Below are 23,989 nucleotides of genomic sequence, written 5' to 3'. Positions count from 1 at the left end.
ACCCGGAATGCCCTCTCACCACAAGAGCAACTCCTATCGCACACGGCTGTGCTCCTCGCATCTACTTCAGCAGGCCGTCGAGCACCTGGGTCGAGACGGGGTCCGTGGTCAGCACCAGCGGCACACCAGAGCCTGCACCGGCCCCGGGGCGAATCCGTCTCTTACAGAAATCGGGCACCGCGGTGGCGGGCGAGTGGCAATCGGCTGATCAAGGAGCCGATCAGAGTGCCGATGGCGACGGCGAGCACGGCTGAGCCTGCCGTGGCGAGGTCATGAAGGCCGTCACCGGAGTGCATCTGGGTGGCGTTCATCAGGCCGAACGAGCCGGGAACGAGGACCCAGAAAGCCGGTAGATAGATGACTTGCCATACCGGGGCGTTGGGAAGCGCATGGGCGATGGTGGCCGCGATGGCGGCGACGACGGCTCCCAGGAGACCTCCAGTGGCGGCACCATACATCGACTGGACCGTGAGTTGAACACCAGCGGTGAGACCGGCAACGACAACGATGTAAGGGGTGGCGGAAAGGGGCGTGCTGAACCAGACGATGATCCCGGCAAGCGTGATCGCAACCCCGACCACCATGGTCCACCAGGAGGCATGGGTGACGTACGTGTTGGCCAGGTCGGTGGGCGGAGCATGAAGAAGTACTGCCGCCGTAAGGACCCCGGTGACAAAAAGCACCAACTGCACGCTTCCACCGAGGAGTCGGGCGGAGCCGGCGCTGATCGCCCCGGCTGCGATTTCGGAAAGACCGGTAACCAGCAGGCTTCCCGGAAGCAGGATCGCCAGAACGGCCACGATCGTGCGCAGAGCGCCGCCCAGGATGGATGCTTGCACCGCCAGGAGCATCACGAAGGAGACGATGAATGCGGCCGTTACCGGCAGCAACGGCCTGAACCCAGTCCAGTGACGAGCCACCGTGGTGAGTCCTGCGACGATCAAGGACCCCGCGGCGGCGGCGGCGATGTTGGGCAAGGCGGGCTGGAGGAGAACGCACAACCCCACCCCGATGGGCACGGCACCGAGGTCGGACACCCATGCGGGCCAGCGTGCGGGTGAACGTCGAATCCGCTTCAGGTCGCGCAAAGCATCACCGATGCTGAGGCGGCCGACGCGTACCCGCTGCCCGAGTTCGAGGATCTCAGCCGTTTGTTCGAACCTCAGTGGGTTACCGGTGGGCTGGAACCCGGCATCGCCTGCCTTCTCGAGGGTGACGAAGAGGCCTGTGGGCAGTGCCGCTACCGCGACGTCGGGTCGTCCGAGGGCAACACCGAGGTGGCGGAGGGCGCCTTCGACGTCGTTGACGGGCAGACCCCCGGCGAGCAGCTCCGATCCCAGCTCCAGCAGCAACCGGCGAAGCTCCTCCCCCGAGCCGTCCGCGTCAGTGCCAGGCTCTGGCTGGGTGGGGGTCTCACCGGTCATGTCTCACTCTTCTCCACAGGTCATATCCGCAAATCCAGGGCATCCTACGTCGTTGTGGCCGGTCACGGACGGCGATGGAACGCATCGACGACGTCACCCCACTTCCCCGGAACCTCCTCTGGGCGAGACGACCGAGTTCGGGAAAACGCACCAGGCCCGCTCGGGGAACCCCAACCGCACGCCACAAACCCAGTAGCTGATCGAGGTTTCAGCGGTCCCAAACAATTTTGAGGGTGCTGGAGAAAGCCCCCGACGCGAAACCGCTGGAGGCCTCGGCATCGACAGGCTCTTCTCCCGCTGGCCACAGCCGAACCGCTCGATACGTGAACCCGTCCTGCTCAACCCGCTCCCACTCCAGATTCACCGCCTGCCCCGGCACCAGCGACTTGAATCCGCGAACAGCGACATGACTGAAGTGAGCCCAACAACCCCCAGGGGTTTGCTCGGAGTCAACAACTCCCCACCCTGCGTCGTCGAACCAAGACCGCACCACACCGGAATCACTCATTTAGCGAGATTACGACCTAACCTGAAAATGCTCAGGACCAACCCCAGCTGCATTACAGGATTGGTGTTCGCGGCAGACGCTCAGCACCTTGGTCGTGGATGCGGTTCAGGCGGTGCGGATGAGACACCACGAGTGGTTGAAACGGCGGGACTCCAAATCGGATCCACGCATCCACACCTCCAGGCTGCCGGCATCGCCGAACCACCCTGCCAGGGCTGTCCAGCTCTCCAGGTCCAGAACCAGGCGGTGCTCATTCCCGGGCACACTCAGCGGCAGCACCTTATCCAGCAGGGCCCGGGCATGGATCTCCCCGTGCTGGCTGTGCCCGTAGACGTGGCTGACCGGGATCGGATGGCCCTGTGTGGAGCCGGTGCGCTGGGCCAGCCACGCTCGTTGCAGAGATTCCTCCAGAGTCTGGGCGGTCTCGAAGTCCTCCTCCGGTCCACCGGCGGTGTCGGCGGCCGGGGGCAGGGTGAACCCGGGCAGGGCCAGCACGACCTGGCACGCCGCCGATGGTGCATCTGTCTCCTCCGGCGGTTGCACCAGCTCGGTGCGCGCAGGTTCCGCTACCCAGCGCACCACCCAGGCACCGGTGTCCCTGTCGTCGACGTCGTAGCCGAAGGTGCGCAGATCGTGGAAGACCTCCAGCACCCCCTCGGTGGGCAGGCCTTCGCGCAGGCCCTGCCACACGGCCTTGCCCTGGTCATCGACCACTCCGGAAAGGTCAGACAGATCCAGGGTGAGTACGTGGGCCAGGGCGGTGCCGTCGGCCGCGTGCGGCCACTGGTCCAGGGGTGCGGCGGCGGGACCACCCAGCCAGCTGACCCATCCGCCGGTGCTCCAGAACTCGCGCAGCTCCTCGTCGCCGGGGGCGAAGGACTGGTCGCTGAGCACCGGCGAGAACGCCACCTGCTCCAGCAACTGGCCGGCCCCGGGCGGGCCGGTCTGCAACCAGGCCTGGATCTGTCCCCACGGTCCATGCAGGGGAGCCTCGACGTTGATGGGTTGCTCGCTCATCATGTCCTCTCGAGAAAGGGCTCTGCTGCCCGAGCCCTTTGGAAGTGCGAACATAGCTCCTCGCACGCCGACGACACCCGCACGACCCTGCGTGGCGATCACTGTGCACGCAAGAGGGACCTCTTGCGGGCCGTGACGCTTCTACGTGTTCTACAAGCAACCGAGAGGCGTTGTCAGGCCCGTGAGACCCGCGCGGTGAAAAGCCCGCAAAGGCACGACATACGCATCATGCTCCTCACCAGGCGATACAGCCTCCGGTCGTAGACGGGGCACTTCGGAATCCGCCGTTCTCGGGAGCTCTACATGCTTCGGCACACAGCGACTACCCTCTTGAACGGTCACAGCCGGGTGAGGGTTGTTCGCGTACGCCGGCATCCCACCTCTTCCACCGAGGGGCGGTGGTCGATGGCTGCGCTACCCCCTGGTCGAGGCCCTTCGCTGTCACATGGTTCGGGCGTCTGCCCCGGTTCGCAGGGCGGGGGCAGCGTGGTGGGCACGACCATGCGGGCCGACTGACCGGGGCGATTCTGTGGTCTTACCGGCTCGCCGTGCCAGGAAGATGGCCATGAGCAGCAAGCAGATCGTCCTCACCGCCGGCAACGAGCTTTTCGGTCACCGGGACCCCTCGGCGGTCGACCGTCACTGGGTCCCGGGATACCGGCAGCACTCCGCTCTGGCTCCCGACGGAGCACAAGGGCGCGAGGCCATGGCCGGGCAGCTGCCGCCGGACTTCCGGTTCGAGCCCCTCCGGGTGCCCGAGGACGGAAACATGGTCGCGATCCACTGCCTCTACCACGGGTTAGGGCCGGGCCCGACGGGGACGCAGGAACCCGTCGGATCGATGGCCCCACCGAGATCACCGAACGGGAGAGCGCCGGGGCGAACAAGACGCTGGTCACCGAATGGGTGCAGAACCGCCTCATCGGCAGCGATCGGGAGGCTTTCGAGGAGCTTGCCGGCAACTCGGACCACGTGGAGCATGGGACGGGACCGGATGATCGGCTGGTCCGGCGCACTCTTCACCGGGTGGTCGGTGAGGGAGACTTCGTCCTCACCGTCACCGAGGCCCTGCTGGAGCCCGGCGGTGACGGCGAGGGGGACGGCCCACCTGTCTCGGCTGGTTGCTATGACCTGTGGCGGGTGGCCGCTGGGCGGATCCTCGAGCACTGGGAGGTCGTCCAGCCCGCGCCGGAGAACCTGCCGCACGACAACGGCTTCTTTTGAGCGCCCGGCTGTCCAAGCGCAGAGCGAGTGATCCCCCAGGCCCCACGGGCAGCTCTCCGATCCGCTGGTACAGCGGTTGCCCGGAACATCCCCGGGTCGCGAGCGACCTGGGTGGCCGAGTCCACGGTGGGCAAGGTGGTCGAGCGGTTGCGCATCGCGATCGGCGCGTGATGGGCGCAGCTGATGAACGGGCCGCCCGGTCAGCGCTGGGCAACGCGATTCAGTCGCCACAGGCTGTACGTCCAGGGCAGGTCGTAGCCGATGACCCACAGGGTGTACGGGGTAAGGGCGAGGACAGACGGCCGGTCTGCGGCCACGGCCTTCTGCAGCGCCAGAAGTGGCGCCAAGAACGCGACGATCCCGAGAAACCCAGCCCGTGGATCGCGCCGTCCGAAGAACGACACATTCCAGAGCTCGTTACCCGCGAGCACGAGGAGGGCGAGCCGCCGAACGTGCCGGTCGTCGTTGCGGTGGGCGCGATACAGTACGGCACCGAGCTCGAGGTAGTAGATCGCCCCGACGACACCGAAGGCGGGCAGCGACAGTTGCATCCGCGGAGCCTTCAGCTCGCGGAACCAGCCCATGGCCTCCTTGCCGATGAAGGCGTTCCCCAGCACTGCGGCGGCCACGGGGGGCCCGCCCACGGCGGTCAACTGCCTCAACCGAGCCCAGTGCTTCATGGGGTTCAGCATGCCACTTCTAGCCGATCAGCACCGTCGCGTACCACGAGTGGGGGCCGGATATGACGTGTCGCCGCGCAAGCCGGACGGTCAGGAGCTCAACGAACATCACATGAAGGAGGCACCAACCCGGTTAGATAGCTGCGCACCACCGCGGCGATCTCGGTCTGGGATTGCGGCGTTCCAGGCGCGGCTGCTGACATCGAGCCCACCCCCACGAGCCGATCGAACTGCAGCCCGTCGATCAGGGCGACCAGGCCGTCGGCCTGTCGCGGCGGGTCACCGGCGCCGAGCCGGGTGAGGGCAGCGACCGCCATCTCCCGGAAGACGTCTCCTGCATGCAGGATCTCGCGCAGGTCCGGATCTGAGGCGACTTCGATCTCGCAGGCCATCCGGGCCAGGGTATGTTCCCGTCGCTGGGTGATCTGACCATCGACGAACACCGCGATCCGTTGGGCCAGCTGATCGGCCTCCGCGAGCCGGTCCGTCCGCGTGGCGGGCGCGTCAACGGTCTCGGTGGGTGGACCCGGCACCCGGGACAGCCGCTCGTGGTTGACCTCCGCGATCCGCGAGAGCACGCCACGCAACAGTTCGCGGCGGGTCCGGAAGTGGTACGAGGTCGTTCCGTACGGAACCCCGGTGGCGGCGTCCACCGCCCGGTGGGTGAGCGCCCGCATCCCGCTGCTCGCGATCACGCCGATCGCGGCGTCGGCCAGCAGGCGCGGCCGGTCAGTCCTGGCAGGCATCGTACGCATATCCCTTCCACTTTCTACACTACGGCTGTAGCGTGTTCACTACACATGTAATGCTACATGTGTAGCAATCAGAAGGAGACACGGATGTCTGGACAACCACTCCACGTGGTGGTCGGGGCGGCTGGAGCGACCGGACGACGCGTAGTCGCCCACCTCGTCGCGGCCGGGTCCGAGGTGCGGGCACTCACGCGGGACGGCCGCTCGGTCGGTCACCCGGCGGCGGAGCTCGGTGCGGCCGACGCGGCTGATCCGGCGGCACTGGTGGCGGCGACGGCCGGCGCCTCGGTGATCCATCACTGCGCGATGCCGCCGATCGGCCGGTGGCGGCAGGACTTTCCCCTGCTCACGGACGCCGTCGTGAGTGCTGCGGAGGCAGCCTCCGCCCGGGTGGTCTTCGCCGACGACACCTGGATGTACGGGCGGGTCGGTGGGCCGATGACCCCGGATCTGCCCTACCGGCCGGTCAGCTCCCTGGGGGTGTTACGCGCGTGGCTGGCGGAGCGCCTGTTGCACGCAGCGGCTGCGGGGCGCATCCGGCTGTCCCTCGTCCGGGCCGGCGAGCTGTACGGGCCCGGAGTGCGCTCGATGATCGCCGGCAACGTGTTCGACGCCCCTGGCCCCGGGGACCGCGCATTCTGGTTCGGCTCACCCGACCTGCCGATCACGCCGACGTTCATCGACGACTTCGCTCACACCATCGCCACGGTGGGTCGGGAGGACACATCGGACTGCGCGACCTGGCACGTCCCGCATCCGGAACCCACCACTGGACGCGCGTTCGTCGCGTTGGCCGCTCGCGAAGCGGGCCACCGGAACGCCTTGACCGCTGTCCGCCGCGGGCACCTACGCGCGCTCGGCACCGTCGTGCCGCTCGCACGCACCGGCGTGGAGCTCCTCTACCAGTTCGAGCAACCGTTCGTCGTCGACGGAACAGCGACCACGAAGGCGTTCGATCTGTGGCCGACCCCGTACACCGTCGGGGTGCGCGAGACCCAGCGCCTCGCGGGTCTCCAGCACTCCTTCTCCTGACGAGAGTGGACATGTCCGCACAGCGAGCTGCTTGCTGATCGTCGATACGCAGCTACCGACCCGCTGGACCAGGCCTCATACATACGTCGTTCGACGTCGTTGCAGCGCCATACACATCGTGGTCCGCAGGCCGAAACAACCCTAGATCGTCAGCGTCGGCAACTCCCGGATCCGCCGGTAAGGAGTGGCCCGCGACATGCTCAGATCGCGGGCGACCTGAGTGGCCGGCTCTCCGCCACCGATGAGCCGCAGGGCATTGCGGATCTGGGAGTCGGTGAAGGTCTGGCGCCGCCCACCGAGGTCCTTGCCGGCGGCCCGGCGCTTGGCCACCGAGTCGGCAACGCGCTCCCGTAGCGCCTCGGCGAGAGAGAGCATGCTCTGCGTCGACCGCCCGAGACGGTCCAGCGTGGTGATGACGAGAGTGTCGCTCTCCTCGAGCGCGGCCACCGCTTTGTCGAACTGCGGACGGGAGCCAGGCGCTCCAGACATTCCATGGCCCACGTAGAGGTCATCGCGTCGCACGCCGGCATTCAACAGGTCAGACACTTGACGGTCTGCGTCCTGCTGCCGTGTCGATCGGGCTCCTCGGTGTGCCGCCGCACCGGTCAGCGGAACGGCCAGGAGGCACCGATCCACAGGACCGCTCCCGGTATCGCTCCCCGGTGCCTCCCGGAACGGCAAGGGATCGCGCCGGGCGGTCGCCGGGAACGGTGATGGCACGGGGACCGACGGCCGGTCTCGCGAGCGGGTCCGTCGCCCGGCCGGGAGCGCTTCCCGGGGCCTGCGGCAGCACGACAGCAGCGCCCCCGCCCCGGAGAGGGCGGGGGCGTTGCCGTGCGCCGAGGCGCACAGGGTCGACCTGCCGGACGGCAGCCTCGCGGACGTCGCACCGGGCGGGTCTCCCTGGAGGGGATGACCCCGGAGCCCCCCGGCTCCGGCGTCACCTGCGGCTCACGAGCACCGATCCGGAGTTCGCCATCCCCCCGAGGCCTCCCCCGGCCTCCAGCGATCTCCGGACCTGCCGTCCGAACCAGCACCGACCATACTCATCAGTAGCCTTACCCGCACATTCGCCTTCCGCGCCTGACCGTGCTAGTGACACAGCAACGAAAGCGCCCCGCCTCGCAGCGCGAGACGGGGCGTTCCCGCGCCCGCGCGGGGGTGCGGGCGCCCGTCCCGGGGGAAGGGGACGACGTGACGGTAGCAGACGAGAACACCGGCCGGCGACCGCAGGCCCGGGGTCAGCCGGATCGTCGCCCCGGCGCAGCGGCCAGCCGGACGCGCACGGCCAGACCGGCGCACAGCACCACGGCCAGACCGCCGAGGAGGACCGCCCCGGTGAGCGCCTCCCGCAGCAGGAGCGCCGCCCACAGGATGCTCAGCACCGGCTGGACGAGCTGGATCTGGCTGACCCTCGCGATGGGGCCGATGGCCAGCCCCCGGTACCAGGCGACGAAGCCCAGGAACATGCTGACGACCCCGAGGTAGGCGAAGGCGGCCCACTGCTCCGGCGTGCCGGCCACCGGCCGCCCCACCAGCGGAACGGCCGCCAGGGGGATCATCAGCGGCGCGGACAGGACCAGCGCCCAGGAGATGGCCTGCCAGGCGCCGATCTCCCGGGCCAGCAGACCGCCCTCGGCGTAGCCGACGGCGGCGGCCACGACCGCGCCGAAGAGGAGCAGGTCCGCCCGGTGCAGCTGCCCCGGACCCCCGGCCTGCACGGCCGCGAACGCGATCCCGACGAGCGCACCGGTCCCCGCCAGGCCCCAGAAGGCCGGCGGGGGGCGCTCGCCGCCGCGCAGCACGGCCGCGCCGGCCGTGGCGGCCGGCAGCAGGGCGATGACCACGGCGCCGTGGCCGGCGGACGTACTGGTCAGCGCGTAGGAGGTCAGCAGCGGGAAGCCGACGACGACGCCGCCGGCGACCACGGCCAATCGGGCCCACTGCACTCCCCGCGGAAGCCGCTGCCGCGTCAGCGCCAGGGCCGCGGCGGCCAGGGCCGCGGCGACGACCGCACGCCCGGAGCCGATGAACAGCGGGGAGAAGCCCTGGACGGCGATCCGGGTGAGCGGCACGGTGAGGGAGAAGGCGGCCACACCGAGCAGCCCCCACCACAGCCCGGCGACCGGGGCGGACGATATCGGTGCTCGTGAAAGTGCGGTAGCGCTATTCTTTGCTGTCATGAACGACGATAGCAGTTCGCGGATCGCCGACCAGCTCCGGACCTGGGTCGCCGCCGCGCCCCCGGGGGCGCGACTGCCCTCCACCCGGTCCCTGGTCGCGCAGCACGGAGCCGGCCCGGTGACGGTTCAGAAGGCCCTGCGCGCCCTCGAGGCCCAGGGACTGGTCGAGACCCGGCCCGGCGTCGGGACCTTCGTCCGTGCCGCGCGCACCGTCCGGGCGGCGGACCACGGCTGGCAGACGGCGGCGCTGCGCGGCCACCAGGCACCGCTGCGGTCCGTCGCCACCGCGCTGCGGAGCACCCCGAACGACGTCGTGGCCTTCCACTCCGGGTACCCCGACCGGGAGCTGCTGCCGGAGCGGTTGGTGCGTGCGGCACTGGCCCGGGCGGCGCGTTCGGAGGCCGCCCTCTCCCTGCCGCCGGTGGCCGGGCTGCCGGAGCTGCAGTCGTGGTTCGCCCACGAGCTGGGCACGGCCACGCCCGCCGGGGTCGGCGCGCCCACGCCCGGCGACGTGATCGTGCTGCCGGGGACCCAGAGCGGGCTCAGCTCGGTCTTCCGCGCCCTGGCCGGTGCCGCACGCCCGGTGCTCATGGAGTCCCCGACCTACTGGGGCGCCATCCTGGCCGCGGCCCAGGCCGGCGTGCACGTGGTGCCGGTGCCGGCCGGGGCGGCCGGACCCGACCCGGCCGATCTCGCGCGGGCCTTCCGGGAGACCGGCGCCCGGCTCCTCTACGCCCAGCCGAACTACGCCAACCCCACCGGGGCGCAGTGGCCGGCCGAGCTGGGCCGGCAGGTGCTGGAGGTGGTGCGCGAGCACGGCGCCTTCCTGGTCGAGGACGACTGGGCCCACGACTTCGGCATCACCACCACCCCCGTGCCCCTGGCCGCCCAGGACGACTCCGGGCACGTCGTCTACCTCCGGTCGCTGACCAAGAGCGTCTCCCCCGCGCTCCGCGTGGGTGCGGTCATCGCACGGGGACCCGCCCGGGAGCGGATCCTCGCCGACCGGGCCGCCGAGTCCATGTACGTCAGCGGGCTGCTCCAGGCCGCGGCCCTGGACGTCGTCACCCAGCCCGGGTGGTCGACCCACCGGCGAGGTCTCCGGCACCAGCTCCGGGCGCGCCGGGACCTGCTGCTCACCAGCCTGGCCGAGCACGCCCCGCAGGCGCACGTCGAGGTCGTGCCCCCGGGCGGGCTGAACCTGTGGCTGCGCCTTCCGGACGGCACCGATCCGGCCCGGCTCGCCCGGGACTGCGAGGCGGCCGGCGTCGTCATCGCCCCGGGCTCGGAGTGGTTCCCGGCCGAGCCCACCGGTCCCTTCGTCCGGCTCAACTACGCGGGGGCCGACCCGGGGGCCTTCCCCGACGGCGCCCGCGTGCTCGGGGACCTGCTCGCACGGAACGGCGACTAGGAGGGATCCACCACGACGGGCGGCACCCCTCCGGGGTGGCCGGGTGGGCGCGCTCGCCGGCGAAAGCGCAGAAGAGGCCCGGCCGACCGGCGTCGAGGGCACCTTCTTGCGCATTTCGCAAGACACCATGTTGTTACCGCATGGCGGTTCTACCCTGGATCCACGGCACACCGCTTCCGTGGCCCCACGAGAGCGGGTCGGCCGATCACCGGACCTCGCGAAGGAGCCCTGCCATGACCACGTCCCCGATCCACGACGTCGCGATCGTCGGAGGAGGTGCTGCCGGCCTCAGCGCCGCCGTCACCCTGGGCCGCTCCCTGCGCTCGACGGTCGTCGTCGACGCCGGTGCACCCCGGAACGCCCCGGCGGACGGCGCGCACAACGTCCTCGGCCGCGAGGGGATCTCCCCGCTCGAGCTGTACGCGATCGGGCGGATCGAGGCCGAGGGCTACGGAGCGCAGTTCCGGCGAGGGCGGGCCGTGACCGCACGACGCCTCGGGGACGCGGACGGGTTCGAGGTCGAGCTCGACGACGGCGCACCGGTCCGGGCCCGCAGGCTGCTGCTGGCCACGGGGCTGGTCGACGAGCTCCCCGAGGTCCCCGGCGTCCGGGAGCTCTGGGGGAAGAGCGTGCTGCACTGTCCGTACTGCCACGGCTGGGAGGTCCGGGGCCGGCGCATCGCCGTGCTGGGCACGAGCCCGCTCAGCGTCCACCAGGCGCTGCTGTTCCGCCGGCTCAGCGACGACGTCACGCTTCTGCGGCACACCATGGCCGATCCCGGGGAGGAGGCCTGGGAGCAGCTCTCCGCGCTCGGCGTCCCGGTGGTAGACGGCGTGGTCGCCCGGTTGCGCAGCCCGGACGAGAGCCTGCAGTCCGTCGTGTTCGAGGACGGCCGCGAGCTCCCCGTGGACGCCGTGACCGTCGCCCCCCGGTACACCGCACGGGGCGAGCTGTACGTGCAGCTCGGTGGCACCCTGACGGACCACCCGATGGGCACCTACGTCGCGACGGGCCCCATGGGGCGCACCGAGGTCCCCGGCGTCTGGGCGGCGGGCAACGTCAGCGACCTCGCCGCGATGGTCGCCACCGCCAACGGGGCCGGCGTCGCCGCGGCCGCGGCCGTCAACGCCGACCTCGTCGCCGAGGACGCCCGGGCCGCGGTCGACGCCCGGGCGAAGCGCCGCCTCGCGGCACCCGGGCGGCGCACCGGCTGAGGGTGCTTGTCCTGGACCGCGACAGTACCTACTGTCGGGAAGGGACCGTACTCGCTGTCCGGACGGGGCCGGGATGCCGGCATCCCGGCCCCGGTCGGGAGCGACCCCGAGTCGGTGGACTCCTCCGGCCCGCACGGACCGCCCCGGTCCGGCGCCCAGCGGCGGTCCGCCCTGTCCTTCACCGCCGGGTCGCCGCGGCGGCGTCCCGTCCCTGCTCGAGGAGTCCGAGGTCCCATGCCTGTCGCCCGTTCCCTGTCCGTGGTGGAGGAGCTGCGCGCCGCCCTGCCGGGCCGGGTGGAGACGGACCCGGCCCGGCTGCAGCCCTACACCACCGACCGCTCGGGCCACCGCTCCGCCGGGGCTCCGGTCGCCGCGGTCCGCCCGCGCACCGTCGAGGACGTCCAGGCGGTGTGCCGCATCGCCTCGACCACCGCCACCCCGGTGGTCACCCGCGGGGCCGGCACCGGGCTGGCCGGCGGAGCCGTCGCCGGCCCCGCCGAGATCGTGCTGTGCCTGCAGGACATGGACGGGATCCTGGAGATCTCCCCCGAGAACCGCCTGGCCGTCGTCCAGCCGGGGATCCTCAACGGGGACCTCAACCGCGCCCTGGCACCCCACGGCCTGTGGTGGGCCCCGGACCCGGCCAGCAAGGACATCTCCACCGTGGGCGGCAACATCGCCATGAACGCCGGCGGCCTGCTGTGCGCCAAGTACGGGGTCACCCGCGAGGCGGTCCTGGCCCTGAAGGTCGTCCTGGCCGACGGGCGGCTGCTGGAGGTGGGCCACCGCACCGTCAAGGGCGTGACCGGCTACGACCTGTGCGCGCTGATGATCGGTTCCGAGGGCACCCTGGGCGTCATCGTCGAGGCCACCCTGAAGCTCCGACCGGTCGTCGAGGGCGCGGTGGTGACCATCGGGGCGTTCTTCGACACCGTCGAGGCCGGTGCGGCCGCCGCGGCCGCGATCACCGGGGCCGGGCACGTGGCGGCGATCATGGAGCTGATGGACCGGCCCACCCTGGGGTGCGTCAGCGCCCACACCGGCCAGGACCTGCTGGCCCGGGGCGGGGCCTACCTCCTCGTCCAGTGCGACGGCCCGGCCGCGGCCGTCACCGCCGAGCGGATCACCGAGCTGGTCCGCAGCGCGGGCGGGACCGCGGAGACCACCGTGGACCCGGCCGCGTCCCAGCGGCTGGTCGCCTTGCGCCGGGCGGCCTTCCCCGCCCTCGAGGCCATGGGCACCGTGCTCGTCGAGGACATCTGCGTGCCCCGCGACGGGATGGCCGCCGCCTTCGCCAGGATCCGGGAGCTCGAGGACGAGTACGGCGTCGTGATCCCCACCACCTGCCACGCCGGGGACGGGAACCTGCACCCGACCTTCGTCTTCGACGGCGACACCGTGCCCGAGGCCGTCTGGGCGGCGGCCGGGGAGCTGTTCTCCTACGCCCTGGAAGCCGGCGGCACCCTCACCGGGGAGCACGGGGTCGGGCTGCTCAAGCGCGACTGGCTCGCCCAGGAGCTCGGCCCGGACCAGTACGACCTGCAGCGCCGGATCAAGGCACTCTTCGACCCCGCCGGCATCCTCAACCCCGGCAAGGTCTTCGCCCCCACGCCGTAGCACCACGCCTGCGAGCTCCCGCCGCTCACGCCCACGGGGACGGTGCCGGCCCGCCCCCGGGCGTGGTCGGGAACGGCCGGCACCGTCCCCGCCGAGGGGCCCGCGGCGGCACCCGCGCCGGTGCCCGCCCGCCCCGGCGGCCGGTCGGAGCGTGACGCCGCGTTAGAGTTGACCCAGACTTCCCGGTGCCGTTGCGCGCCGCAGGCGGCCTGGGCTCGACGAGAGCCGGCCGCACCGTCCTGTTCCACCCGATGATGAAAGCGTGATCCATTGACCAATTCCTCCCGCAAGCTCAAGTCCCCGCCGCCGCTGCCCTCCGGGGGCCTGCGAGTCACCCCGCTGGGGGGCCTGGGCGAGATCGGGCGCAACATGACCGTCTTCGAGCACGCCGGCAAGCTCCTCGTCGTCGACTGCGGCGTGCTGTTCCCCGAGGAGCACCAGCCGGGCATCGACGTGATCCTGCCCGACTTCACCTCCATCCGGCACCGGCTGGGTGACATCGTGGGGATCGTGCTCACGCACGGGCACGAGGACCACATCGGCGGCGTGCCGTACCTGCTCAAGGAGCGCCCGGACATCCCGCTGATCGGCTCCGAGCTCACCCTGGCGTTCATCACGGCCAAGCTCACCGAGCACCGGATCACCCCGAAGACCGTCCACGTCGAGGCCGGGGACACCCACAAGGCGGGCCCGTTCGAGTGCGAGTTCGTCGCGGTCAACCACTCGATCCCGGACAGTCTGGCCGTGGCGATCCGCACGGACGCCGGGCTGGTCCTGCACACCGGGGACTTCAGGATGGACCAGTTCCCGCTGGACGACCGGATCACCGACCTGCGCCACTTCGCGCGGCTGGGCGAGGAGGGCGTGGACATGTTCCTCACCGACTCCACCAACGCCGAGGTCCCCGGGTTCACCACCTCGGAGCAGGAGCTGACCCCGGCGATCAACCACGTCTTCGCCACCGCGCCGAAGCGGATCATCGTCTCCAGCTTCGCCAGCCACGTCCACCGGATCCAGCAGGTCCTCGACGCCGCCCACGCGCACGGGCGCAAGGTCGCCTTCGTCGGGCGCTCCATGGTCAAGAACATGGGCATCGCCCGGGACCTGGGCTATCTGAAGATCCCCCGGGGTCTGGTGGTCGACTTCAAGAAGCTCCAGTCCATGCCCGACGCCAAGGTGACCCTGGTGTGCACCGGGTCCCAGGGCGAGCCCCTGGCCGCGCTCTCCCGCATGGCCAACGAGACCCACCAGATCCAGCTCAACACCGGGGACACGGTGCTCATGGCGAGCTCGCTGATCCCCGGCAACGAGAACGCGATCTACGGGATCATCAACAAGCTCACCGACCTCGGGGTGAAGGTCGTGCACAAGGGCAACGCCAAGGTGCACGTCTCCGGCCACGCCTCCGCCGGGGAGCTGGTCTACTGCTACAACATCGTGCAGCCCACCCACGTCATGCCCGTGCACGGGGAGTCCAAGCACCTGCACGCCAACGCCGAGCTCGCGATCCGCACCGGTGTCGATCCCGAGCGGGTGCTCATCGCCCGGGACGGCTCCGTCATCGACCTCGTGAACGGCCGGGCCCGGATCTCCGGGCAGGTGGAGGCCGGACTGGTCTACGTCGACGGCCACACCGTGGGCAAGGTCACCGAGGAGACCCTCGTCGAGCGCCGGCTGCTCCAGGAGGGCGGCGTGCTCACGGTCGTGGCGATCGTCGACGCCGACACCAACGCCCTGGCCGAGCCGCTGGAGTTCATCGCGAAGGGCTTCGTCCACGACGAGCACGCCTTCGACAAGGCGGCGGAGAAGGTCAAGAGCGCCCTGGCACGCCCGGACGCGCAGAAGGTGAAGGACCTCGACGAGCTCGAGTCGCTCATCGGCCAGACCGTGTCCCGTCACCTGGAGCGCGCCTACCGGCGGGCCCCGCTGGTCACGGTCGTCGTCATCGACGCCTGACCCTCCCGCGGGCGGTCCGGTCCCGCGCCGCCACCGGGAGGAGCGTGCCGGCGGCCCCCGGGCGCGGGATGCGGACCTCGTGCGCCGGGTCCGGCCCCGGCGTCGCCGGGAGGCCTGTGGCGCCCCGGGGCGCGCGCCGGACCGGCGCCGCGAGCGCCCCCGGGGCACCCCCGGTCGGCAATGTGTGTGCATGTGACGACAGGTGCTGTGCCCCCGGGGCGGGCGGGTCATAATGGTGCGAGCTTGCCCGAGGCCGGGGACGAACGGCCGGAGCCGGATCTGTGCCGGGTACAGCCCGCGCGGAAGGTGGTGCCGGCGCATGGGTGAGCTGTTCCGCCACGAACTCACGGTCTCGGAACCGGAGGTGCTGGCCCTGCTCGGGGAGCAGACCGGGATGCGATTCGGCTACGGCTCCACCGATCCCGGGTTCGCCTACCGTCTGTCCCGCGCCGGGGACGGCCAGCTGGCCGTGTCCCAGGTGCGGGTGGACGGGACGATGTCCTTGTGGGGGGACACCGAGGTGTTCACGGTGGCCCATGTGCAGGGCGTCCGGTACGACTGGCAGATCCGGGAGGAGACCGGCAGCGCCGCCGCGGGCTCGTCGGTGCTGTTCCGCCCCGAGAAGCCCTCCCTCGTGGTGGCCCAGGACGTGGACGTGACCCTGGCACACCTGCCGGTCCAGCTGGTGCAGGCCACCGCCGACACCGTCTACGGCGTCGAGACCCCCGTGGAGTTCACGTCCGCCACCCCGCTCAGCGCCCGGCTCGGCGAGTACTGGTGGGGCCTGGTCCGTTACGGTGCCGGTGTCCTGGACTCGGAGGCCTTCCGCGAGCCGTTGGTGCGCGCCGAGCTCACCCGCCACCTGGCCGTGGGGCTGCTCGAGTGCTTTCCCCTCCTCGGGGAGCGCGAGGAGCGGTACCTGACCATGGAGGCCCAGCGCCACCGGTACCGGATCGCGGTGCAGTTCTTCGACGACCACGTTCGTGACGCGATCACCGTGGAGGACGCGGCCCGTGCGGCCCGGACGACCACGAAGGCTCTGGTGCACGCCTTCCGCGCCAACCACCCCTCGGGGCTGACGCCGGCCCAGTACCTGCGCCGCACCCGGCTGGACGCCGCCCACCGCGACCTGGAGGACGGTGACCCGACGCGCGGGGACACCGTGAAGAAGATCGCCGCCCGGTGGGGCTTCACCCACCCGGGGCGCTTCGCCCAGTACTACCGGCAGATCTACGGGACGGCACCGAGCCACACCCTCGACCGGTGACGCCCGACGGGCCGCGCAGCCACACCGCGGTCACCGGGGCACCCGCACGCCTCCGCGACGCACCGGGCCGGATGACGCACTTCGTGCCCGTCCCTGGCCGATCCGGGCCGGTCGTTCTACCCTGGACACAGGTCAAGCAGGCGGCCATGGGATTCATTGCATGCGACGAAGGATGCTCTCATGGACCACAAGCTCTCCGTGCTCGTCCAGATCGATCTCGACGGCCGCTACGTGCGCCTGGTGGTGACCGGGTGCCTGACCGAGGCCAACCAGCACGTCCTGTACCCGCTGGTGCGCCGGGCGCGGACGCTGGTCCCCCCGGTGACGATCAGCATCGATCTCACCGGCGCCGGTCACGTGGAGGCGATCGCGGTGGACCTGCTCCGCTGGGCGGTCGACCACGAGGAGACCGTGGCCGGCCCCGGCCCGGTGCAGCTGCTCCTTCCCGGCGGCCTCCCCGGCCACCGGCACGCTCCCCGTCCCGGCAGCCGCCCCCTGGGGAGCATCGGGCGGGCCGCATGAGCCGGGCCGTCCCGACCTCGCGCCACGGGCGGGGTGACCGCCCGTGACGAGGTCCGCGCGCCTCGGTCCCGTCGCGCAGGCCGCCGAGATCGACCGGGTCCTGACCGCGCTGGGCCGGCGGATGGGTGCCCTCTCCGGCGGTGCGGCGGTGGCCGCGGTGACCCAGGCGGCCGTCCACCACGTGGCCGGGACCCGCTGGGCCAGTGTGAGCGTCCTGGCCCGCGGACGATCGCGCACCCTGGTCGCCACCGCGCCGGCCGCCGCCGACGCGGACGCCCTCCAGCGGGACCTCGGCCAGGGCCCGCTCGAGGACCCCACGCCGGCCGGTGCCGTCCAGCTGGTCGGGGACCTCGCCCGGGACCGGCGCTGGCCGGACTTCGCGGCCCAGGCCTCTCAACGTCTGGGTCTGGCCGGCCTGGTGGTCTACCAGCTGCCCCTGCCGGAGGAGCCCGGTGCCACCGTCCGGCTGAGCATGTACTCCGACACCCCGGACGCCTTCGACGCTCCGGCGCTGTGGGCGGGGAGCCTGCTGGCCTCCCACGCCGCGCAGGCGGTCGCGGCCGGCCACCGCCGTCAGCAGGCGCAGCACCGGGAGCAGGCACTGGCCGCGGCCCGGGAGATCGGGACCGCCGCCGGTGTGCTGATGGCACGCCACCGGCTCGACCGCGAAGGAGCGCTGCAGATGCTGCGGACGGCGGGCCAGGAGACCGAGCGCAGTGTGGGCGCGGTCGCCACCGAGGTCATCGCCGCCGAGGCCCGGCGGCTGCCGCCCGTGCCCCGCGGACCGTCCCACAACGCCCCGGCACCGTGAGCGGCCGGGGACGCCCACCGCCCTCCAGCGCCTCCCGTCCCGGCCGCCCGAGGACCTCCCCAATCCTCGGACGGCCGAGGGCCTGGCCCCGCGGGACGACGGACGGACGGTCCCGGGCGGAGAGTCAGCCGCCGGGCGGTGTGCTCCAGCCGAGCCACTGCCCGGCTCGCAGCGCGATGTCGAGGGGTACGGTGTGGCCTCCGTCGAACTCGACGGACGTGACGTCGTATCCGTCCCGCCGCAGCGCCGGCACGACGCGCCGAGCGGTCCGGTCGATGGGCAGGACCCGGTCCGCCACGCCGTGGGCGACGAAGACCCGGGGCTCTCCCACTCGGGCGGCGAAGGGGACGAAGCCCGGCGAGAAGGCGATGACGTGGCTGAACAGGTCCCCGTTGGCCAGGCCCAGGCCGAGGGCGTAGGACGCGCCGTCGGAGAATCCGACGACGCCGAGGCGCGCCGGATCGACCCGGACCGCCTCCAGAGCTCGGTGCAACGAGCGGTCGACGACGTCCACGTCGGGGCCGTAGCCGTGGCGGATCCCGTCCCAGGTCGACTCCCGCGACTGCGGTACGAGCACTGCCACGGCGTACTGGTCGGCGACGGCCTGGAGCATGGGCATGCTGCCGTCCGGAAGGCCGCCCGCTCCGTGCAGCGCCACCAGCAGCGGCATCGGCTGCCCCGCCCCGGCCGAGGAGGGCACGCAGAGCACGGAGTCCCGCCGGGTCTCCACTCCGAGGCGGTGCGTGCCGGGACCGGCCGGCGCGGGACCCGGGGGTCCGCCCGGCCGCGCCGACAGCGCGGCACGGTTCTCCTGAACACCCATCTGTCCCCTCCGCATCTGCGCCACCGGACGGCTCCTCTCCGACGCCGCTCCGAGCGATGCCGCTCCGAGCGATGCCGTTCCGAGCGATGCCGTTCCGAGCGATGCCGTTCCGAGCGATGCCGGGGAGCACGGTGTCCGGCCCGTGGTGCGGCCGACTGTACCCGGTGGCCCGGGCGTCGCACAGGACGGCCGCGTCAACGGACGAGGGGCCGGGCAAGGAGCCGATGAGGACCGTGTGCCGTGGTCTCCGGGACCGAGGTGCTGCACCGGCGGCGAGGCCTGACCCGGCACGCTCCCCCGGTCGGTCGGGCCCGGCCGGCCACGTCGTCCGCAGCAACAGATGCTGAGGGTGCTGGTCGTCCGGGCGGAGGTCGCGTACTCCGGGACGCGGTCCAGCAGCAGGCCGCGAACCCTTCTCGTAGGCAGGAAGCTGCTGTGGTCGACAAGATCTCCGTGACCGTCCAGGTCGATCTGGACGGCAAGTACGGGCGCATCGTCGCCACCGGATGCCTGACCGGGGCCGGCCAGCGGGCCCTGCACCCGCTGATCCGCCGCGCTCGCGCCCTCACCCCCGGCACCCACGTCGTCGTCGACATCCGCGGGGCACACCTCATGGAGCCCGCCGGGGTGGACCTCCTGCGCCGGGCCGTCGCCCAGGACGGGGCGGTGGAACTGGCGCTCCCCGACCCGCTGTCCGCCCACCTGCCCACTCCCGTGGACCGCACCCCGGTCGTGGCCGACGGTCCGGCCGCTCCTGGCCGCCGGGCGAGGACGGCGGCATGAGCGCCGGCCACCACCATCTCCGGGGCTGCTCGGCCGGCCTGCGCCTGCGGACCGTCCACGGCGCGGTGGTGCACGGGCCGCGGCGCAGCCGGTCGCTGCGACCGCTCACCCGCTGCTCGAGAGCCCGCCGCGCCCAGGACCACCCCCACGCCTGATCCGGGAGGAACCGGCGAAGGGGCCCGGGACGCGGTCCGTCATGACGGTCCCACCACCACGGCGGGAGTGCTGACCGAGTGCCGTCGCTAGGGTGGGTCACATGTCGGACGCCGCGGCGATGGGGCCGCCCTCGAGACCGAGCGCCTCCCCGCCGGGCGGGAGCGCCCGCGGAGCCCGTCCGTCCGTCTGCTTGTACACGCGCTCCGCGAACCCGTCCGGGATGGGCGTGCACATGCTGGACCTGGTCGAGGGGCTCGCCGACCAGGCGGACGTCTCGGTGCTGTGCCGCGACAGCCCCGGCGCCCGCTGGTTCTTCGACGAGGCCTCCGCGCACGGCGCCCGGACCGTGGCGCTGCCCGGCCCGCACGACCCCGCCTACCCCGACGTCGTCGGCGGCTTCCTGGCCGACCGCCCGGTGGACGTCTTCCACTGCCACGCGGCATGGGGCTGGGAGGACCCGGTCGGGCTGCGGCTGGCGCGAGCCGCCGGCGTGCCGGCGGTGGTCATCACCCACCACCAGCCGTTCCTGCTCCACCAGCGCGCCAAGGCGGAGAAGCTGATCCGTAACACGTCGTTCGCCCACGCCCGGATCGCCGTGTCCGGCGGAGTCCGGGACACGTACACCGCGCGGGGAGTGAGCGCGGAACACTTCGTCACGGTGCCCAACGGCGTCGGACCGCGCCGGGACGCCCCCGGGCGGGCCGCCGCCAGAGCAGCGCTGCGGTTGCGCCCGGACGACCTCGTCGTGCTGACGACCGGCCGGCTCACGGCCATGAAGGGGCAGCGGTACCTGATCGAGGCGGCGGCGCTGCTCGTGCCGGAGCACCCGGAGCTGCACGTGGTGGTCCTGGGAGAGGGAGATCTGCGCGAGGAGCTCGAGCACCTGGTGGCCGACCGCAGCCTCGCCGGCTCGGTGCACCTTCCGGGCCACCGGGCGGACGCCCGCGGGCTCCTGGACGCCGCCGACGTGTTCGCGCTGCCGTCGCTCTCCGAGGGCATGCCGCTGGTCCTGATCGAGGCCATGGAGGCCGGTCTGCCCGTGGTGGCGACACGGGTGATCGGCTCGTCGGAGGTCGTGGTCCCCGGCGAGACCGGACACCTCGTCCCGCCCGCGAACGCCGGGATGCTGGCTGCCGCGCTGGGGGAACTGCTCGGTGACGCCCGGATGCGAGCGCTGTACGGCGACGCCGGCCGCCGGAGATATCTCCGGGAGTTCACCGTCGAGCGCATGTTGACGCGGACGCGGGCCGTCTACGACTCGGTCCTGGGGCGCTGCTAGAGCTTCTTCCCTCGTGCGGCGTGCCGTTCGGCGTGCGGAGCTGTCGGGCGCGTTTGGTCTCGTAGGCCCACAAGGTGAGCTCGACCCGGTTCCGGGCCGCGAGCTTGGTTATGAGATGGGCGAGATGGAACTCGACGGTACTCGTGCTGATGTGGAGTTCCACTCAGCCGCGGTCCGGGTCCGGTCCCGCCGTGAAGGTTCCGCCCAGCAGCTCGACCCGCTCGGCCATGCCGACCAGCCCGCAGCCGGACGGGTGCGGGGCGATGGGGGGGTGTGGGCACCGTCGCCGCTGACCGTCATCCGGATCTGCCTTGCGGCGCCGGTCGGTTCCACCCGGACCCGTGCGGCTCGGTGTGCGTGGCGCCGGGCGTTCGTGACCGCTTCCTGGGCGACCCGGCAGAGCGCCCTCCTCCTCGCGCGGCACCGGAGTCGTGCGGAGTCACGACCACCCCGTGCTGTGAAGGGAGGGCCGGTCCGCAGCGCCCGCCCCTGCACGAACACCGTCCTTCCGCTCCCGCCGACCGTGCAGGGCTCCCGGTGCGGGTGCGTACCACCGGGAGAGGGACCTTGGATCCGCCGCCGGCGGATCCGAGACCCCTCTCCCACATATCGTTGAACATGTAAAATCGATTGACTTTCAATAGATTTTTGATGAGACTCGACGCATGCCGCAATTCGATCGAACAGTGCTTCCCCTCCGGGGCCCCGGTGGGGGATCCGCCGAGGCCTCTGCGCCCGCACCCGGGGGACACGCCGGTGCCCGCCGTGACGACACGACGTCCGTCGACGTACTGGTCGTGGGGGCCGGGCTGGCCGGACTGCACACCGCCACGCTGCTCGCCCGGCACGGTCATGACGTGCTGCTGGTCGACCGGCGCTCCACGCTGACCAGCACCATCCGCACCACGGGCATCTTCGTCCGCCGGACGCTCGACGACTTCCTGCTGCCCCCCGAGCATCTGGGACCGCCCATCCGCCGGGTGGTGCTCTATCCGCCGGGACGGCAGCGCCCGGTGCCCCTGGTCAGCGGGCGCGACGAGTTCCGCGTCGGGGACATGGGGCCGCTCTACGCAGCAGTCGCCCGCACCGCGGCCGAGGCCGGCGTCCGCATCGCGCTCGGCACCCGCTACACCGGCCACCAGGACGACACGTTCTTCCTCGAGGCTTCCGACGGCCCGTGCCGGGTCCGGGCCGAGTACGTCGTCGGGGCGGACGGCGCCCGCTCGACGGTGGCCCGCGACCTCGGCCTGGACCACAACCGGCATCTCCTGATCGGTGCCGAGGACGTTTTCGAGATCACCCACGGGACGGAACCACCGACCTTCCACTGCGTGCTCGACCCGTCCCTCGCCCCCGGCTACCTCGCCTGGGTGGTCAACGACGGACAGCATGCCCACGTGGGCGTCGCCGGATACGCCCACCGCTTCCCCGACGGTCTGCACAGAGCCCTGGAGAGATTCGGGGCATCGGCACCGGGGCTGGCAGGCACCGACCGCCCCGAGGAGATCGAGCGGCGCGCCGGCCCCATTCCCGTCGGCGGCCTCCTGCACCGGATCGGCTGCCCCCGAGGGCTCCTCGTCGGGGACGCCGCAGGCGCCGTCTCACCCCTGACGGCCGGAGGCCTGGATCCGTGCCTCCGGTTGTCCGAGCACGCCGCCACCCTCCTCGACGACGCCCTGCGAACCGGGTCACGGGAGGCGCTGGCCCACTACGACGGACGGGCCCTGCGTGCCCGCTTCCGGGGACGGCTCATGCTGCGGCGGGGGCTGGCCCAGGTGCGCACACCCGCCGCGGCCTCTGCCGCGTTCACCCTGCTGCGCACCCCCTTCGGACAGGCGGCGGCACGACGCGTCCTCTTCGGCGACCGGTCCTTCCCCATCCCCAGCTAGCACCCCCTGCCCAGCCAGGGCCCGCCGTACAGGAGCGTCATGGGAGGGCAACAGGAACGGAGGGCTCCCCACTGCCCACTCCCGCTGCCCTGTGCGGAAGGGCTCGGCGTGGTGCCGCACCGACCGGGACCGTCAACGGCGCCCGAGGAAGCGCAGCACAGCGGTGAGTGCTCGCCCGGACGGAGACACCCGGTCCCGGCCCGGCGTGGAGTGCGGGCGTCGCCGACGGGGCGCTACGGCGATCCGCGACCAGGAGGCGAACATCGCGCTGCCTTCGGTGACCGCCCGCCGGTTCTGGATCGTGGGGCGCCCGGCAGGGCCCCGCACCGCTCCGGTGCGTTTGTCATAGGTGTAGCCGTCGTCGAGGGTGATGTGCTCATCGCCCTCGGCGACCACGGAGTACCGCACCACGTGCTCACCGGAGTCGGCTCCTGGGTGGACGATGGCGCGGGCTCCCGGGTGCGTGGCCCCGCCGTGGTTGAAGTCGAACAGGTCAGCCATGGGGCCTTCCAGTAAGTTCGGCGATGCGGTCATCCGTGGGGCACCGGTGACGGGCCGGCGAGGGACCCGTCCGGCGCGCGTCCGCCCGACGGCGCTGGGGTTCGTGGGGCGGACTGTCGCGAGCACGCCGCTGACGCCGTGGCCCACGATCCTGCGCACGCGGCTGGTCGAGCTGTCCCCGGGCCACGTCGGCGAGGCGGGACGTGCGGTCCGCAAGGCGCTCAGACCCGTCCCGTCGATCCGCTCGTCCGCCGGTCCGCTGCCGGCGCGGGCACGACAGCGGTGACGTCGCGGACGGTCCGGGGTGCGTCCGAGGCCTCAGCGTCCTGGGCGCGGATCGCGGCGAGATAGCCGGCGAGATAGCTCGTGACCGGCACTGCCGGACGGGCCACTCCGGTGGAGACGGCTCCGGCCAGGGCCAGGAGTTCCTCGATGGGCACCTCCACATCGCCCAGGTCGAACTCGGCCGTCACGTTCTCGACCCATGCGGAGAGCAGTTGCCGCTCCTCGGGAGCCATCTCCTTCGCCACGCGTTGTCCTTTCGTTGAGAGCGGTCGGTCACGATCGAATCTGCGCACGTCGGCCCACGGGTCCACGTCCGCAGTGGCGTCCTCGGCCACGGTGACGTCGCCGAGGACCCCGGTGCGGTACAGGGCGGCCAGAGGCCGGTGCCGGCCGCGGCCCGGGCGGCGGCGAAGTAGCGCACCAGCACCGCCGCGCCCGCGACCGGGGTGCGGAGGGAGCTTCCGGTGGGGTGGGGGGTCATCGCTCCTGGTCCGGTCTGCGTCGGGGGCGGGCGTGGGGTCACGGGCTCAGCCGCCGATCGCGCTCATGGAGCGCTCCGGCTGGATGTAGGCCTCCGAGTCCAGGCCCGGGCCGCTCCATCCCGTGGGCGGCCGGTTTCCCCCACATCCCCGCCCGCCACCGCTCGGCCAGTTCC

General features: G+C 72.0%; 24 protein-coding genes and 2 pseudogenes. 14 read left to right on the top strand and 12 right to left on the bottom strand.

Features of this window, described 5'->3' with window-relative positions:
- Positions 1-161 precede the first annotated feature (161 nt).
- Together RE027_RS14065 and RE027_RS14060 are read right to left on the bottom strand one after the other, a co-directional pair.
- A complete protein-coding gene (locus RE027_RS14065) occupies positions 162-1,424 on the bottom strand; it encodes a threonine/serine exporter family protein (RefSeq protein WP_368808896.1) in 1,263 nt (420 codons plus the stop codon).
- A 613-nt stretch (positions 1,425-2,037) separates the two neighbouring features.
- Positions 2,038-2,949, bottom strand: a complete 912-nt coding sequence (locus RE027_RS14060; protein ID WP_368808895.1) for a DUF1963 domain-containing protein — start codon at positions 2,947-2,949, stop codon at positions 2,038-2,040.
- A 445-nt stretch (positions 2,950-3,394) separates the two neighbouring features.
- Here RE027_RS14060 and RE027_RS14055 point away from each other — a divergent pair.
- Positions 3,395-3,769 (top strand): annotated as a pseudogene (locus RE027_RS14055) (nuclear transport factor 2 family protein); the annotation flags it as partial.
- A 206-nt stretch (positions 3,770-3,975) separates the two neighbouring features.
- Entirely contained in the window at positions 3,976-4,173 is a 198-nt protein-coding gene (locus RE027_RS14050) for a hypothetical protein (protein ID WP_368808951.1), read from the top strand.
- Between the two features lie 200 nt (positions 4,174-4,373).
- Here RE027_RS14050 and RE027_RS14045 read toward each other — a convergent pair whose 3' ends face one another.
- Together RE027_RS14045 and RE027_RS14040 are read right to left on the bottom strand one after the other, a co-directional pair.
- Positions 4,374-4,865: a TspO/MBR family protein gene (locus RE027_RS14045; RefSeq protein WP_368808894.1), complete on the bottom strand. Its 492-nt coding sequence runs from the start codon at positions 4,863-4,865 to the stop codon at positions 4,374-4,376.
- Positions 4,866-4,951: 86 nt separating this feature from the next.
- Positions 4,952-5,608: a TetR/AcrR family transcriptional regulator gene (locus tag RE027_RS14040; protein WP_368808893.1), complete on the bottom strand. Its 657-nt coding sequence runs from the start codon at positions 5,606-5,608 to the stop codon at positions 4,952-4,954.
- A gap of 105 nt (positions 5,609-5,713) precedes the next feature.
- On the opposite strand from RE027_RS14040, the gene RE027_RS14035 reads away from it, so the two are divergent.
- Entirely contained in the window at positions 5,714-6,637 is a 924-nt protein-coding gene (locus RE027_RS14035; RefSeq protein WP_368808892.1) for an NAD-dependent epimerase/dehydratase family protein, read from the top strand.
- 141 nt (positions 6,638-6,778) lie between these two features.
- Here the strand turns inward: RE027_RS14035 and RE027_RS14030 are convergent, their stop codons facing one another.
- Together RE027_RS14030 and RE027_RS14025 are read right to left on the bottom strand one after the other, a co-directional pair.
- A complete protein-coding gene (locus tag RE027_RS14030) occupies positions 6,779-7,246 on the bottom strand; it encodes a recombinase family protein (RefSeq protein ID WP_368808947.1) in 468 nt (155 codons plus the stop codon).
- Between the two features lie 632 nt (positions 7,247-7,878).
- Positions 7,879-8,820 carry a DMT family transporter gene (locus RE027_RS14025; RefSeq protein WP_368808891.1) on the bottom strand — a complete coding sequence of 314 codons (942 nt, stop codon included), beginning with the start codon at positions 8,818-8,820 and terminating at the stop codon, positions 7,879-7,881.
- Here RE027_RS14025 and RE027_RS14020 point away from each other — a divergent pair.
- The 7 genes from RE027_RS14020 to RE027_RS13990 all read left to right on the top strand — a co-directional run bounded on the left by RE027_RS14020 (position 8,819) and on the right by RE027_RS13990 (position 17,618).
- Positions 8,819-10,231 carry an aminotransferase-like domain-containing protein gene (locus RE027_RS14020; protein WP_368808890.1) on the top strand — a complete coding sequence of 471 codons (1,413 nt, stop codon included), beginning with the start codon at positions 8,819-8,821 and terminating at the stop codon, positions 10,229-10,231. The two genes, RE027_RS14025 and RE027_RS14020, sit on opposite strands and share 2 nt — an antisense overlap.
- Before the next feature lie 233 nt (positions 10,232-10,464).
- A complete protein-coding gene (locus tag RE027_RS14015; RefSeq protein ID WP_368808889.1) occupies positions 10,465-11,445 on the top strand; it encodes an NAD(P)/FAD-dependent oxidoreductase in 981 nt (326 codons plus the stop codon).
- Between the two features lie 234 nt (positions 11,446-11,679).
- Positions 11,680-13,062 (top strand): FAD-binding oxidoreductase, encoded by a 1,383-nt coding sequence (locus RE027_RS14010; RefSeq protein WP_368808888.1) that lies wholly within the window; start codon positions 11,680-11,682, stop codon positions 13,060-13,062.
- Between the two features lie 270 nt (positions 13,063-13,332).
- Positions 13,333-15,018, top strand: coding sequence for a ribonuclease J (locus tag RE027_RS14005; protein ID WP_368808887.1), 1,686 nt, complete (start codon positions 13,333-13,335; stop codon positions 15,016-15,018).
- A 319-nt stretch (positions 15,019-15,337) separates the two neighbouring features.
- Positions 15,338-16,285: a helix-turn-helix transcriptional regulator gene (locus RE027_RS14000; protein WP_368808886.1), complete on the top strand. Its 948-nt coding sequence runs from the start codon at positions 15,338-15,340 to the stop codon at positions 16,283-16,285.
- 180 nt (positions 16,286-16,465) lie between these two features.
- The gene (locus RE027_RS13995) at positions 16,466-16,807 is read left to right on the top strand and encodes a hypothetical protein (protein WP_368808885.1); all 342 of its coding nucleotides are present in this window, start codon (positions 16,466-16,468) and stop codon (positions 16,805-16,807) included.
- A 43-nt stretch (positions 16,808-16,850) separates the two neighbouring features.
- Positions 16,851-17,618: an ANTAR domain-containing protein gene (locus tag RE027_RS13990; protein ID WP_368808884.1), complete on the top strand. Its 768-nt coding sequence runs from the start codon at positions 16,851-16,853 to the stop codon at positions 17,616-17,618.
- 124 nt (positions 17,619-17,742) lie between these two features.
- Here the strand turns inward: RE027_RS13990 and RE027_RS13985 are convergent, their stop codons facing one another.
- Complete coding sequence (locus RE027_RS13985; protein WP_368808883.1) at positions 17,743-18,441, bottom strand: alpha/beta hydrolase; 699 nt, start codon at positions 18,439-18,441, stop codon at positions 17,743-17,745.
- Positions 18,442-18,876: 435 nt separating this feature from the next.
- On the opposite strand from RE027_RS13985, the gene RE027_RS13980 reads away from it, so the two are divergent.
- Together RE027_RS13980 and RE027_RS13975 are read left to right on the top strand one after the other, a co-directional pair.
- Complete coding sequence (locus RE027_RS13980; RefSeq protein ID WP_368808882.1) at positions 18,877-19,224, top strand: hypothetical protein; 348 nt, start codon at positions 18,877-18,879, stop codon at positions 19,222-19,224.
- Positions 19,221-19,379 (top strand): hypothetical protein, encoded by a 159-nt coding sequence (locus RE027_RS13975; protein ID WP_368808881.1) that lies wholly within the window; start codon positions 19,221-19,223, stop codon positions 19,377-19,379. The genes RE027_RS13980 and RE027_RS13975 overlap by 4 nt, the downstream gene beginning before the upstream one ends.
- 97 nt (positions 19,380-19,476) lie before the next feature.
- Here RE027_RS13975 and RE027_RS13970 read toward each other — a convergent pair whose 3' ends face one another.
- Positions 19,477-19,614: a hypothetical protein gene (locus tag RE027_RS13970; protein WP_368808880.1), complete on the bottom strand. Its 138-nt coding sequence runs from the start codon at positions 19,612-19,614 to the stop codon at positions 19,477-19,479.
- Between RE027_RS13970 and RE027_RS13965 the strand changes: the two genes are divergently transcribed.
- Positions 19,613-20,659 (top strand): glycosyltransferase family 4 protein, encoded by a 1,047-nt coding sequence (locus RE027_RS13965; protein ID WP_368808879.1) that lies wholly within the window; start codon positions 19,613-19,615, stop codon positions 20,657-20,659. The two genes, RE027_RS13970 and RE027_RS13965, sit on opposite strands and share 2 nt — an antisense overlap.
- Here the strand turns inward: RE027_RS13965 and RE027_RS13960 are convergent.
- The gene (locus tag RE027_RS13960) at positions 20,595-20,822 is read right to left on the bottom strand and encodes a LuxR C-terminal-related transcriptional regulator (protein ID WP_368808878.1); all 228 of its coding nucleotides are present in this window, start codon (positions 20,820-20,822) and stop codon (positions 20,595-20,597) included. The two genes, RE027_RS13965 and RE027_RS13960, sit on opposite strands and share 65 nt — an antisense overlap.
- Positions 20,823-21,324: 502 nt before the next feature.
- Between RE027_RS13960 and RE027_RS13955 the strand changes: the two genes are divergently transcribed.
- On the top strand, positions 21,325-22,548 hold the full coding sequence (locus RE027_RS13955; protein WP_368808877.1) for an NAD(P)/FAD-dependent oxidoreductase: 1,224 nt from the start codon (positions 21,325-21,327) through the stop codon (positions 22,546-22,548).
- A 132-nt stretch (positions 22,549-22,680) separates the two neighbouring features.
- Here the strand turns inward: RE027_RS13955 and RE027_RS13950 are convergent, their stop codons facing one another.
- The 3 genes and pseudogenes from RE027_RS13950 to RE027_RS13940 form a co-directional block, all read right to left on the bottom strand.
- Complete coding sequence (locus tag RE027_RS13950) at positions 22,681-23,049, bottom strand: hypothetical protein (RefSeq protein ID WP_368808876.1); 369 nt, start codon at positions 23,047-23,049, stop codon at positions 22,681-22,683.
- A gap of 221 nt (positions 23,050-23,270) precedes the next feature.
- Positions 23,271-23,579, bottom strand: a complete 309-nt coding sequence (locus RE027_RS13945; protein WP_368808875.1) for a DUF6457 domain-containing protein — start codon at positions 23,577-23,579, stop codon at positions 23,271-23,273.
- 282 nt (positions 23,580-23,861) lie between these two features.
- Positions 23,862-23,989: pseudogene (locus RE027_RS13940) on the bottom strand (GTP 3',8-cyclase MoaA); the annotation flags it as partial.

The organism is Kocuria sabuli (assembly GCF_040981185.1).
Taxonomy (GTDB): domain Bacteria; phylum Actinomycetota; class Actinomycetes; order Actinomycetales; family Micrococcaceae; genus Kocuria; species Kocuria sabuli.
Note: the sequence above shows the minus strand (reverse complement) of the source record. Positions and strands in the feature narration are given on the sequence as shown.

What these genes read in the sequence shown, in the direction of transcription:
- RE027_RS14065 (WP_368808896.1), bottom strand. Translation starts at nt 1,424, where the DNA reads ATGACCGGTGAGACCCCCACCCAGCCAGAGCCTGGCACTGACGCGGAC.
- RE027_RS14060 (WP_368808895.1), bottom strand. Translation starts at nt 2,949, where the DNA reads ATGAGCGAGCAACCCATCAACGTCGAGGCTCCCCTGCATGGACCGTGG.
- RE027_RS14045 (WP_368808894.1), bottom strand. Translation starts at nt 4,865, where the DNA reads ATGCTGAACCCCATGAAGCACTGGGCTCGGTTGAGGCAGTTGACCGCC.
- RE027_RS14040 (WP_368808893.1), bottom strand. Translation starts at nt 5,608, where the DNA reads ATGCGTACGATGCCTGCCAGGACTGACCGGCCGCGCCTGCTGGCCGAC.
- RE027_RS14020 (WP_368808890.1), top strand. Translation starts at nt 8,819, where the DNA reads ATGAACGACGATAGCAGTTCGCGGATCGCCGACCAGCTCCGGACCTGG.
- RE027_RS14025 (WP_368808891.1), bottom strand. Translation starts at nt 8,820, where the DNA reads ATGACAGCAAAGAATAGCGCTACCGCACTTTCACGAGCACCGATATCG.
- RE027_RS14015 (WP_368808889.1), top strand. Translation starts at nt 10,465, where the DNA reads ATGACCACGTCCCCGATCCACGACGTCGCGATCGTCGGAGGAGGTGCT.
- RE027_RS14010 (WP_368808888.1), top strand. Translation starts at nt 11,680, where the DNA reads ATGCCTGTCGCCCGTTCCCTGTCCGTGGTGGAGGAGCTGCGCGCCGCC.
- RE027_RS14000 (WP_368808886.1), top strand. Translation starts at nt 15,338, where the DNA reads ATGGGTGAGCTGTTCCGCCACGAACTCACGGTCTCGGAACCGGAGGTG.
- RE027_RS13995 (WP_368808885.1), top strand. Translation starts at nt 16,466, where the DNA reads ATGGACCACAAGCTCTCCGTGCTCGTCCAGATCGATCTCGACGGCCGC.
- RE027_RS13985 (WP_368808883.1), bottom strand. Translation starts at nt 18,441, where the DNA reads ATGGGTGTTCAGGAGAACCGTGCCGCGCTGTCGGCGCGGCCGGGCGGA.
- RE027_RS13975 (WP_368808881.1), top strand. Translation starts at nt 19,221, where the DNA reads ATGAGCGCCGGCCACCACCATCTCCGGGGCTGCTCGGCCGGCCTGCGC.
- RE027_RS13965 (WP_368808879.1), top strand. Translation starts at nt 19,613, where the DNA reads ATGCTGGACCTGGTCGAGGGGCTCGCCGACCAGGCGGACGTCTCGGTG.
- RE027_RS13970 (WP_368808880.1), bottom strand. Translation starts at nt 19,614, where the DNA reads ATGTGCACGCCCATCCCGGACGGGTTCGCGGAGCGCGTGTACAAGCAG.
- RE027_RS13955 (WP_368808877.1), top strand. Translation starts at nt 21,325, where the DNA reads ATGCCGCAATTCGATCGAACAGTGCTTCCCCTCCGGGGCCCCGGTGGG.
- RE027_RS13950 (WP_368808876.1), bottom strand. Translation starts at nt 23,049, where the DNA reads ATGGCTGACCTGTTCGACTTCAACCACGGCGGGGCCACGCACCCGGGA.